This window comes from Citrobacter sp. Cpo045 (genome assembly GCF_030332875.1).
Classification (GTDB): Bacteria; Pseudomonadota; Gammaproteobacteria; order Enterobacterales; family Enterobacteriaceae; genus Citrobacter; species Citrobacter portucalensis.
This window is the reverse complement of record NZ_JAOWGZ010000107.1, coordinates 62,581-74,188: the sequence shown is the minus strand read 5'-3', so window position 1 is coordinate 74,188 and position 11,608 is coordinate 62,581. Positions and strand designations below refer to the sequence as shown.

The window sequence follows — 11,608 nt, the reverse complement described above, 5'->3', positions numbered from 1 at the left end:
CCGGGCCTACGGATACTCTACAGGTTCGGGCGTTAGTAGTAAGAGTGCTCGCCGCGCTGGTGTTCGGTTAAATCGCGAACGCCTTTCAGTTCAGGGAATTCAGCCAGCAGCTGCTTCTCGATACCTTCTTTCAGCGTTACATCTACCATTGAACAGCCGTTACAGCCGCCGCCAAACTGCAGAATGGCGTAGCCTTCATCGGTGATTTCCATCAGAGAGACACGACCACCGTGGCCAGCCAGCTGTGGGTTGATCTGCGATTGCAGCATGTACTCCACGCGTTCCATCAGCGGCGCATCATCGGCAACTTTACGCATTTTGGCGTTTGGTGCTTTCAGGGTCAGCTGGGAGCCTAACTGGTCGGTAACGAAATCGATTTCTGCATCTTCCAGATACGGTGCGCTCAGTTCATCAACATATGCGGTCAGCAGGTCAAATTTAATGGCGGTGTCGGTTGCTTCCACGGCGTCCGGCGGACAATAAGAAACGCCGCATTCAGCGTTAGGCGTGCCGGGATTAATCACAAATACGCGGATTTGTGTCCCTTCTTCCTGATTTGCCAGCAGTTTGGCAAAGTGCGCTTGTGCAGCATCGGAAATATGGATCATAGTAATGGCCTAATAGTTGACTATTTTACTTGGTTATAATACGCCCATCATCGAGGCTCTACAAGGTTCGACACAGGCACCATACCTGGACAGTCGCCGCGCCGTTGCGTAAAAGCAGCTGCGCGATTTCCGCGACGGTACTTCCGGTAGTGACGACATCATCCACAATAACCATATGGAGTCCCTGCACCGGCAATTCAAGGCGAAAGGCATTTTTCAGGTTACGTTTACGTAATCGGGCGCTGAGATGGTGCTGTGTGGCGGTTGCCCGAACCCGCGAGATGGTCCGGCTGTCCCAGTCGCAACCCAGCCAGCGTGCCAGCGGACGGCACAGTAAATCGCTCTGATTAAACCCTCTGCGCCAGTGTCGACGTTGCCAGAGCGGGACGCTGACCAGCCTGTCCGGTAGAGGAAGGCCGCTGGTGCGCCGGGCCTGTAGTACCTCCAGCAACAACAAACGTGAAAGAGCTGAGGCTGTTTCGCTGCGTCGTGAAAACTTGAGCTGGTGGATAAGCCCGCTCAACGGCGGAACATAGTCGCTGACGGTAACCAGTCTCTGCCACGGCGGCGGTTTTTGCAGGCAGCGCCCACAGGGAATGACGGTATGAGCGGCAGGGAGTCCACATTGAGGGCACAGGCTGGCGTTTTGACGCGTTGCCCGCGTACAGACTGAGCAGATCCCCCAATGCCCTAATGTCAGGGGCATTCGGCATAGCCAGCACAATCCCGGTACTGTTAGCATAGATGCATCCTTTCAGGCTAAAAGAGAACAATAACTGATGAATGACATCTGGTGGCAGACCCAGGGTTCGGGAAATTGCCATCTTGTGCTGCTGCACGGATGGGGACTGAATGCGCAAGTGTGGCATTGCATAAGCGAGGAACTGAGCTCGCATTTTACGCTGCATCTTGTCGACTTACCGGGATTTGGTCGTAGCCAGGGTTTCGGTGCAATGTCGCTGGAAGAGATGGCTGAGCGGGTATTGAAACAGGCACCGGAGAAAGCTATCTGGCTCGGCTGGAGTCTGGGCGGGCTGGTCGCGAGTCAGGTGGCGTTAACGCATCCTGAGCGTGTTCAGGCGCTGGTGACCGTCGCGTCTTCTCCTTGCTTTAGCGCGCGGGATGAGTGGCCGGGAATCAAGCCAGAGGTGTTGGCAGGCTTCCAGCAGCAGCTGAGCGAAGATTTCCAGCGTACGGTGGAGCGTTTTCTGGCATTGCAAACGATGGGCACAGAAACTGCGCGTCAGGATGCGCGAGCGCTGAAGAAAACGGTACTGGCTTTACCCATGCCGGACGTCGAGGTGCTCAATGGTGGACTTGAGATCCTGAAAACGGTCAATCTGCGCGAACCGCTGTGCGCGGTGGAAATGCCTTTCCTGCGGTTGTACGGCTATCTTGACGGGCTGGTGCCGCGCAAAGTCGTCCCAATGCTGGATGCACTGTGGCCGCAGAGCGAGTCTTTGGTGTTTGCCAAAGCGGCGCATGCGCCGTTTATCTCGCATCCCGCCGAATTCTGTGCAGCGCTTGTGGCGTTAAAACAGAAACTATAAATTTGATGTGTTGCCCGGTGGTGCCATGCTCGCCGGGCCTAAGATTAATGGCTGCGCGTAGCCAGATCCTCAGCGGTCAGGCCAGTAATTCTGAAGATGGTTAGTGGGTCTATACCATCAGCCTGCATGGTTGATGCAATACGTAATGCTTCCTCTCGTTTGCCTTGTTGCAGACCCGTTTGTAACCCTTCTTGCAACCCTTTCCTATGGCCTTCCTGAAGACCATTAAGGTGCCCTTCCTGTCGTAATCTTTCGGCGATAGTCATCAACTTGTCCTTATGTTGGGGTAAACGTTCGGCGACTTCATGAAGAAACTCGCCAAAGTGTGTGGTGTTACCAGCCTGCATTAAATAATTAAACAAGGCTTTCAACTGGTTGTCATTAGCGTGTCCTTTAACAAGCAGGATGGCCAGTTTTTCTACCAGCCCCATCAAATCGCGTTTACGAATATGCTTTTGGATGAGCTCCAACAGCGCCATCCGGCGATGCTGCATAATCTCGTCATCGGGCACAACAGTGATATCGATCAGTGGAAACGCGGTGCTATACCTGAGAAAAAAGATGACGAGACTCTACTTCCCAGGTTACCAGTAATCATCCACGGATTAATAACGATGCGTGGCTGGCTGGAGGATAGATCTTTTTTGCTGAAATAATGAAATCTGTGTGGAATCCATTACGCAAAAAAGCCGGATATCAGCGTAAACGCGTTATCCGGCCTGGACGTTTGCATCATTTGTAGGCCGGATAAGCGTAGCGCCATCCGGCAAAGAGCATCTGATTAGCGTAAAGCCCACCACTCGCGCAGGCAGGCTTTACCTTCCGGGCAACTTTTGCAGCTTCCGGAAAGACACCCGTCGGCATCTTCCTGAATCCGCACCGCTTTGCCCATCTTTTCTAACTGATTCAACATGGCGTCAATCATGGGCTGCGGGGTATGCAGCGTGTGGCTAATTTGTGTCGCCTCCATGCGCCCCCGCAAAGCCAGTAAATCACGAACCTGAATAAGCGATGCCATTGTCGATAACCTTAGTGGCAATCGCCAGTCGTGCTGGAACAGCAGGAACTCGCCGTTCTGTTGGTTGCCAGCAGTGCGAGGTCCACGCGGCTGCGAGCTCGACGCAGCAGGCCCAGCAACACGATGTTAAACAGGATGACCGCTAAAATGCACACCAGGCTGTAGGTCGGGTGCTCTTTGTAGCTGACCGTCTGATAAAACAGCGTCGACAGAGAGTAGGCGATATTCAGGCCCCACAGAATCGAGAAGCTCATCCAGCCACGGCTGGATTCACGTGCGATAGCGCCCATCACTGAAATGCACGGTACATACAGCAGAACAAAGATCAGATAGCTGTACGCGGCGGCGGCGCTGCCAAATTTCTCGCCCATCACGCCCATTGCACCGGTAGCCATTTCACCGTCACCCTTGCTGGCTTCGATAGGGTTAGCCAGCACGCTCAGGCTGAAAGTGTCTTTCAGGCTTTGCCAGGTTTCATCTACCGCGCCGAGCAGCTCATCACCGAGGTGGAAATCTGCCGGGTTGAACTCTTCTTCCTGAATGTTTTCTGCGGTATAGAGCGTGTTCAGCGTACCGACAACCACTTCTTTCGCCATCGCGCCGGTGAACAGACCTACGGTTGCCTGCCAGTTATCTTCGTGAACACCAATCGGCTTAAAGACTGGGGTAATGACGCGGCTAACGGAAGCCAGAGCAGAGTCGTTGATGTTGTCGACGATTTTTCCGCTCAGTGAGAAGCTGTTAAACGCGCTGAGGAAAATACTGACGATGATGATGACTTTACCTGCACGCAGAACGAAGCCTTTCAGACGTTGCCAGGTTTGAATGATCAGACTCTTAATGTGCGGTACGTGATATACCGGCAGTTCCATCACAAACGGCGTTGCTTCGCCACGCATGATGGTGTGTTTGAGCATCAGGCCGGTCAACACCGCCATGACGATACCCAGTACGTACAGCGAGAAGACCGCCAGCGCGCCGTTCTGACCAAAGAAAGCCGCGGCAAAGACGGCGAAAATCGCCAGACGTGCGCCACAGGACATAAACGGCGCCATCATGATGGTCATCAGACGCTCACGCGGGGCATCCAGCGTACGTGCGCCCATCACTGACGGTACGTTACAGCCAAAGCCGACGATCAGCGGGACGAACGATTTGCCCGGCAGTCCCAGCGCCTGCATCAGACGGTCCATCACAAACGCAGCGCGCGCCATGTAGCCGGAGTCTTCAAGGAAGGAGAGGAACAGATACATCATGCCGATTTGCGGTACCAGCGGCAGCACGGTGTTAATCCCGCCGCCAAGGCCCTGGGCCAGGAAGATGGTCAGCCAGTCCGGGAAATGCAGCGTATAGCCAATCCACTGAATACCATGGATAAAGAGAGCCACGGAGCCAACATCAAACAACGGCTGCAGCGCGCCGCCAATGTTGATGGCAAGCAGGAACATCAGGTACATCACGAACAGGAAAATCGGCAGACCGAGGAAGCGGTTGAGGATAATTTTATCTACCGCGGTGGTGAAACGGCTCGGCTCTGCCGTCAGGGTATTACTGACGGTATCGCAGATAGCAGCAATGCACTGGTAACGTGCATCGGCAATATGCAGCGCCGGGTCGTCCATTGTCTCACTCAGGCGAGCAACAGCGGCATCAAGGTTTTGTGCTGCATCACCGGCGTAAGCACGGCTGTAGATATCGCCTTCGAGCATCTGCAGGCCTAGCCAGCGGCGCTGTTTGAGCGGCATATCTTTGGCCATTGCGTCGGCGAGGGAATCAGCTTCTTGCAGCAGCGGCTGGGCATAATGGACCAGCTCAACGGTGTCGTTTTCTTTGTAGCGATCGATCGCCAGCTTCAGTGCTTCAATGCCGCGGGCGCGGGTGGAAACCAGTGGAACCACCGGACAGCCAAGACGAGCGGAGAGGGCGTCGATATCGATACGGATTTGCTGTTTCTCAGCAATATCCAGCATGTTCAGTGCGACGATACAGGGAATACCCAGCTCAAGCAGTTGCAACGTCAGGTAGAGGTTGCGTTCAAGGTTTGAAGCATCGACCACGTTGATCAAGAGATCCGCGTCGCCGCTTAAAATATAGTGACAGGCAATTTGCTCATCGAGAGAGGTTTGGGATGAGATTGTCGTCAGAGAATAGGTGCCGGGTAAATCGACCAGCGTGACCTGGTGGTCCGTCGTGGCGAAATGGCCTTCTTTACGCTCAACGGTAACGCCAGCCCAGTTGCCTACACGCTGGCGCGCGCCGGTGAGCTGGTTGAATAAGGTTGTCTTGCCGGAATTAGGATTACCAATTAAACCAATGGTTAGTTTTTTCATTTTTATAGACTCACTGTATTAACAGGAAACCGCTTCCACTTCTAATAACGCCAGATCCTTCTTACGCAATACCAGACTTACGCGACGCGTTTCGATATGGATAGGATCGCCGAGCGGGGCGACGCGTACCACGTTGAAGGATGAGCCGGGTAGCATGCCAAGTGACAACAGTTTCTGACGATAAGCCGGGCTGATTTCACGGGCAAAACCGGTAATTTTCCACGCACTGTCAGGAGTGAATTGCATAGGGACCTACTTATATCTCGCTAACTGGATGATTACCTCATGGGGCGACAGGGCGGCATGAGACCAGATGATTAGCCAACGTAAGGAAAGAGTAAATAATCAACAAACCAATGATAATGAGAATGGTTTCTATCATCAATAGAATAAGTGTGACGGAATGTGCAATTGGATAATAATTTGAGCCAATTTTGATATTCCTCAATATTTATTCTGGTTGGAAACGAGTGATTCGCGGAAGTAATTATTGAGATTCTTAATGTTTAATTAAGGTTTCATCTGTTAATGAAGTGATAAATATATTGTGGTGCAACGCGGGGCATAGATTAAATATGCCGGATGGCGACGCTCATGCGTCTTATCCGGCCTGCAAATTAATTGCGATAACCTGGCCGGACAGGGCGTTTACACCACCATCCGGCACAGGGTTTAAACTTAGCGTTTTTTACCCATTGCCGCAGCCAGCGCATCCATCATCGCGCTGTTGCCCGCAGGCTGTGCGTCACGGCCACGCGGTTTCGCGGCTTTTGGCGTCGGGCGATTACCCTGAGCGCGATCGTTATTCCCGCCGCCGCGACGCGCATTAGTTTCACCCGGCTGCTCGTCCAGACGCATGGTCAGTGCGATACGCTTACGCTGCAGGTCCACTTCCAGCACTTTCACCTTCACAATGTCGCCTGCTTTCACCACGGTGTGCGGATCTTCGACGAACTTATTCGACAGCGAAGAGATATGCACCAGACCATCCTGATGCACGCCGATATCAACAAACGCGCCGAAGTTGGTGACGTTGGTGACTGCCCCTTCCAGAATCATTCCCGGCAGCAGATCGTTCATGGTTTCTACACCATCGGCAAACTGCGCGGTTTTAAATTCAGGACGAGGATCGCGGCCCGGCTTTTCCAGCTCTTTGATGATGTCGGTGACGGTCGGCACCCCGAAGCGTTCGTCGGTAAAATCAGCGGCTTTCAGATTACGCAATTCGCTGCTGTTACCCATCAGATCACGCAACGATTGCTCGGTGGCGGCCAGAATGCGTTCCACAACCGGATAAGCTTCCGGGTGAACGGTTGAGGCATCCAGCGGGTTATCGCCGTGGTTGATACGCAGGAAGCCCGCGCACTGTTCAAAGGCTTTAGGCCCAAGACGGCTGACTTTTAAAAGTTGCTGACGGTTCTGGAATTGACCGTTCTCATCGCGCCAGGCAACGATATTCTGCGCCATCATGCGCGTCAGACCAGCAACACGGGTCAGCAGCGGTACGGAGGCGGTATTCAGATCGACGCCGACGGCGTTCACGCAGTCTTCCACCACCGCATCCAGCTTACGCGCCAACTGAGTCTGGCTTACGTCGTGCTGATACTGGCCCACGCCGATAGATTTCGGATCGATTTTCACCAGCTCAGCCAGCGGATCCTGCAGACGACGGGCGATAGACACCGCGCCACGCAGAGATACGTCGAGGTCCGGGAACTCCAGCGCCGCCAGTTCGGATGCGGAGTAAACCGACGCTCCGGCTTCACTGACGATCACTTTCTGCGCGGTCACTTGCGGGAACTGCTTTTGCACGTCGAGGAAGAAACGCTCGGTTTCGCGCGACGCCGTACCGTTACCAATCGCCACCAGTTCAACGTTGTGTTTTTCACACAGCGCCGCAACGGCAACGGCGGCTTTGGCGGCCTGACCGGTATGCGGATAAATGGTGTCGGTCGCGACCAGCTTGCCGGTACCGTCAACCACTGCCACTTTTACACCGGTACGCAGACCTGGATCGAGGCCCATGGTGGCGCGCAGCCCGGCCGGAGCGGCCATCAGCAGGTCATGCAGGTTACGGGCAAAGACGTTGATAGCTTCATCTTCCGCACGTTCGCGCACGGTACCCATCAGCTCCGTTTCGAGGTGCATCAGCACTTTGATGCGCCAGGTCCAGCTAACCACGCCTTTACGCCAGCTGTCTGCTGGGGCGTTGTTCAGGCGTAGTCCCAGGTGATCCCGGATAATCTGCTCGCCGTGGCTCTCTTTTGGTGGCTCATCGAATTGCGGATCGGCATTCAGTGAAAGTTGCAACACGCCTTCGTTACGGCCACGGAACATGGCCAGCGCACGGTGGGATGGCACGGTAGAAATCGGTTCGTGGTGATCGAAGTAGTCGCGGAACTTAGCGCCTTCCTCTTCTTTACCGCTTACCACGGTGGCGACCAGGTGGGCGTTTTTCCACAAATAATCACGTACTTTCGCCAGCAGAGCAGCGTCTTCAGCGAAGCGCTCCATCAGAATGTAGCGCGCGCCGTCGAGGGCGGCTTTGGTATCCGCCACGCCGTTTTCGGCGTTGAGATATTTTGCGGCTTCCGTTTCCGGGTCGTGAGACGGTTCGTTCCACAGCAGGTCTGCCAGCGCCTCCAGTCCGGCCTCAATGGCGATCTGCCCACGGGTGCGGCGCTTAGGTTTGTACGGCAGATAGAGGTCTTCGAGTTCGGTCTTACTTAACGTGCCGTTGATCGCTTTCGCCAGATCGTCGGTCAGTTTGCCTTGCTCGCCGATAGATTTCAGGATTGCCTGACGGCGGTCTTCCAGTTCACGCAGATATCCCAGACGGGTTTCCAGATTACGCAGTTGCGTATCGTCCAGACCGCCGGTGATTTCCTTACGATATCGTGCGATAAACGGCACGGTGTTCCCTTCGTCAAGCAGGCGAACGGCAGCTTCTACCTGTTCAGCACGAGCCTGAATTTCACCTGCGATAATGCGGCAGAAAGAATCATTCATCATGGATAGCTTCGTCTATAGGATAAAAAATCAGGGGATAGTTATACGGATTGACTGGCAAAAATGCCAGCCATCTGCCGGGGCTTCGGATTGTTCCGGTCTCACTTCACGTATTCAATCTCATTCACGTACCAGCTGGCTTCGCCACCTGGGGTGTTTACTACTGCGAGATCGCCGACCTCTTTTTTCAATAGCGCCCGCGCCATTGGTGAGTCGATTGAGATGTAATCTTTACGACCGAAGATCTCATCGTAGCCAACAATACGGAATTTGCGGATGTCGCCATCGTCATTTTCAATCTCAACCCATGCGCCAAAGAAGACTTTGCCTTCCTGCTGTGGGGAGTAATCGACGATTTTTAGATTCTCCATGCACTTGGTCAAATAACGGACGCGGCGGTCGATCTCACGCAGGCGCTTTTTATTATACTGGTAGTCGGCATTTTCGCTGCGGTCACCCAGACTTGCGGCCCAGGTAACTTTTTTGGTGACTTCCGGGCGCTCTTCACGCCAGAGATAATTCAGCTCTTGTTTAAGTTTTTCATACCCTTCACGGGTTATCAGGGGCGTTTTCATCTTATTGTTTTACCTTCGACTCTGTGATGATGCGCACAATTAGTATTACGTGAGCATATCAACAGAATAAATAATGTATTGCGAGAAACATTGTATACTTAAGCTGCTGTTTAATATGCTTTGTAACAATTTAGCCTGGAATTCATACCAGAATTCGCTGGTGACTCACGTTAGCTTTCTTAAGAATATACACTTAATTGTTGCGAACCTTTGGGAGTAATAACAATGCAAGAGAACTATAAGATTCTGGTGGTCGATGACGACATGCGCTTGCGTGCGCTTCTGGAGCGTTATCTGACCGAGCAGGGCTTCCAGGTTCGAAGCGTCGCAAACGCTGAGCAGATGGATCGTCTGCTGACCCGTGAGTCCTTTCACCTGATGGTGCTGGATTTAATGCTGCCGGGAGAAGATGGCCTGTCTATTTGCCGTCGCCTGCGCAGCCAGAGCAACCCGATGCCGATCATTATGGTCACAGCGAAGGGTGAAGAAGTTGACCGTATCGTAGGGTTGGAAATCGGTGCCGACGATTACATCCCGAAACCGTTTAACCCGCGTGAGCTGCTGGCACGTATTCGCGCAGTTCTGCGTCGTCAGGCGAATGAACTGCCGGGCGCACCTTCTCAGGAAGAAGCGGTTATCGCTTTTGGTAAGTTCAAGCTGAACCTCGGTACGCGTGAAATGTTCCGCGAAGATGAGCCGATGCCGCTCACCAGCGGGGAGTTTGCGGTACTGAAAGCGCTGGTAAGCCACCCGCGCGAGCCGCTGTCCCGCGACAAGCTGATGAACCTCGCCCGTGGTCGTGAATATTCTGCGATGGAACGTTCTATCGACGTCCAGATCTCCCGTCTGCGCCGCATGGTGGAAGAAGATCCGGCTCATCCACGCTACATTCAGACCGTATGGGGTCTGGGCTATGTCTTTGTTCCGGACGGTTCTAAAGCATGAGGCGAATGCGCTTCTCACCACGAAGTTCGTTTGCCCGCACGTTATTGCTCATCGTCACCTTGCTGTTTGCCAGCCTGGTGACGACATACCTGGTAGTGCTGAACTTCGCGATTCTGCCGAGCCTCCAGCAGTTTAATAAGGTTCTGGCGTACGAAGTTCGTATGCTGATGACCGATAAACTGCAACTGGAGGACGGTACGCAACTGGTGGTGCCGCCCGCATTCCGCCGGGAAATTTATCGTGAGCTGGGTATTTCTCTCTATTCCAACGAGGCTGCTGAAGAGGCCGGACTGCGTTGGGCGCAACACTATGAATTCTTAAGCCATCAGATGGCGCAGCAACTGGGTGGCCCAACGGAAGTCCGCGTTGAGGTCAACAAAAGCTCGCCGGTCGTGTGGCTGAAAACCTGGCTGTCGCCCAATATCTGGGTACGCGTGCCGCTTACGGAAATTCATCAGGGCGATTTTTCACCACTGTTCCGCTATACGCTGGCGATTATGCTGCTGGCTATCGGTGGGGCGTGGCTGTTTATCCGTATCCAGAACCGGCCATTGGTGGATCTTGAACATGCGGCGCTGCAGGTGGGGAAAGGTATCATTCCGCCGCCGTTGCGTGAGTATGGCGCTTCAGAGGTGCGCTCCGTAACCCGAGCCTTTAACCATATGGCCGCGGGCGTGAAGCAGCTGGCCGATGACCGTACACTGTTAATGGCGGGCGTGAGCCACGATTTACGTACCCCGCTGACGCGTATTCGTCTGGCGACGGAAATGATGGGCGAAGAGGACGGTTATCTTGCGGAGTCCATCAATAAGGACATCGAAGAGTGTAACGCCATCATCGAGCAGTTCATCGATTACCTGCGTACCGGTCAGGAGATGCCAATGGAGATGGCAGATCTGAACTCGGTGCTGGGTGAAGTGGTTGCGGCGGAAAGCGGCTACGAACGTGAAATCGAAACTGCGCTGCTGCCGGGCAGCATTCAGGTGAAGATGCACCCGCTGTCGATCAAGCGTGCGGTTGCCAATATGGTGGTTAATGCCGCCCGCTACGGCAACGGCTGGATTAAGGTCAGTAGCGGAATGGAGCAGCATCGCGCCTGGTTCCAGGTAGAAGATGATGGTCCGGGCATCAAGCCGGAGCAGCGTAAGCACCTGTTCCAGCCGTTTGTCCGCGGCGACAGCGCGCGCAGTACCAGCGGCACGGGCCTGGGTCTGGCGATTGTGCAGCGTATTATTGATAACCATAACGGTATGCTGGAGATTGGTACCAGTGAACGCGGTGGGCTGTCGATTCGTGCATGGCTTCCGGTTCCCTTCACTCGCGCGCCGGGCAACACGAAAGACGCATAACAAAGAGAGGCGAAATGCCTTAATGCTCGTCAGTTAAGCATGTATGGTGAACATGTGATTCTTGCTCAGGGTTCCGTTCACCTCAGCGATGTCATTTCTCTGAAGCGCTGATGCCCGTGAACGTGCAAGGAAGGCTCACCGCCGCCTCCCTTGCAACCCAGGCTCCCGGCGGGAAAATCGTCGCTGCGCGAGTTATTCGTCTTATGCCGTCTGCCTGTCGGGTC

10 protein-coding genes and 1 pseudogene are annotated in these 11,608 nt (G+C 54.0%); 3 read left to right on the top strand and 8 right to left on the bottom strand.

From position 1 onward, the window contains the following. Positions 1-32 precede the first annotated feature (32 nt). Together nfuA and gntX are read right to left on the bottom strand one after the other, a co-directional pair. Positions 33-608: a Fe-S biogenesis protein NfuA gene (gene nfuA, locus OGY13_RS22245; protein ID WP_003023509.1), complete on the bottom strand. Its 576-nt coding sequence runs from the start codon at positions 606-608 to the stop codon at positions 33-35. Between the two features lie 58 nt (positions 609-666). After that, positions 667-1,350, bottom strand: a complete 684-nt coding sequence (gene gntX, locus OGY13_RS22240; RefSeq protein WP_208743647.1) for a DNA utilization protein GntX — start codon at positions 1,348-1,350, stop codon at positions 667-669. 37 nt (positions 1,351-1,387) lie between these two features. Here gntX and bioH point away from each other — a divergent pair, with 37 nt between their 5' ends. Next, positions 1,388-2,158, top strand: a complete 771-nt coding sequence (gene bioH / locus OGY13_RS22235) for a pimeloyl-ACP methyl ester esterase BioH (RefSeq protein WP_213752613.1) — start codon at positions 1,388-1,390, stop codon at positions 2,156-2,158. 44 nt (positions 2,159-2,202) lie between these two features. Here the strand turns inward: bioH and OGY13_RS22230 are convergent. The 6 genes and pseudogenes from OGY13_RS22230 to greB form a co-directional block, all read right to left on the bottom strand. Beyond that, positions 2,203-2,706, bottom strand: a pseudogene (locus OGY13_RS22230) (Rpn family recombination-promoting nuclease/putative transposase); the annotation flags it as partial. Positions 2,707-2,939: 233 nt separating this feature from the next. After that, complete coding sequence (gene feoC / locus OGY13_RS22225; RefSeq protein WP_003023516.1) at positions 2,940-3,176, bottom strand: [Fe-S]-dependent transcriptional repressor FeoC; 237 nt, start codon at positions 3,174-3,176, stop codon at positions 2,940-2,942. Between the two features lie 11 nt (positions 3,177-3,187). Further along, entirely contained in the window at positions 3,188-5,506 is a 2,319-nt protein-coding gene (gene feoB, locus OGY13_RS22220) for a Fe(2+) transporter permease subunit FeoB (protein ID WP_003827652.1), read from the bottom strand. An 18-nt stretch (positions 5,507-5,524) separates the two neighbouring features. Continuing rightward, positions 5,525-5,752, bottom strand: coding sequence for a ferrous iron transporter A (gene feoA / locus OGY13_RS22215; protein ID WP_003023519.1), 228 nt, complete (start codon positions 5,750-5,752; stop codon positions 5,525-5,527). Between the two features lie 432 nt (positions 5,753-6,184). After that, positions 6,185-8,518, bottom strand: coding sequence for a Tex family protein (locus OGY13_RS22210; RefSeq protein WP_213752612.1), 2,334 nt, complete (start codon positions 8,516-8,518; stop codon positions 6,185-6,187). A 98-nt stretch (positions 8,519-8,616) separates the two neighbouring features. Then, positions 8,617-9,090 (bottom strand): transcription elongation factor GreB, encoded by a 474-nt coding sequence (greB, locus tag OGY13_RS22205; RefSeq protein WP_003023524.1) that lies wholly within the window; start codon positions 9,088-9,090, stop codon positions 8,617-8,619. 225 nt (positions 9,091-9,315) lie between these two features. On the opposite strand from greB, the gene ompR reads away from it, so the two are divergent. Then, entirely contained in the window at positions 9,316-10,035 is a 720-nt protein-coding gene (ompR, locus tag OGY13_RS22200) for an osmolarity response regulator transcription factor OmpR (RefSeq protein WP_001157751.1), read from the top strand. Next, entirely contained in the window at positions 10,032-11,384 is a 1,353-nt protein-coding gene (envZ, locus tag OGY13_RS22195; RefSeq protein WP_003827658.1) for a two-component system sensor histidine kinase EnvZ, read from the top strand. Before ompR ends, envZ begins: the two co-directional genes overlap by 4 nt. The last annotated feature ends 224 nt before the right edge of the window (positions 11,385-11,608 follow it).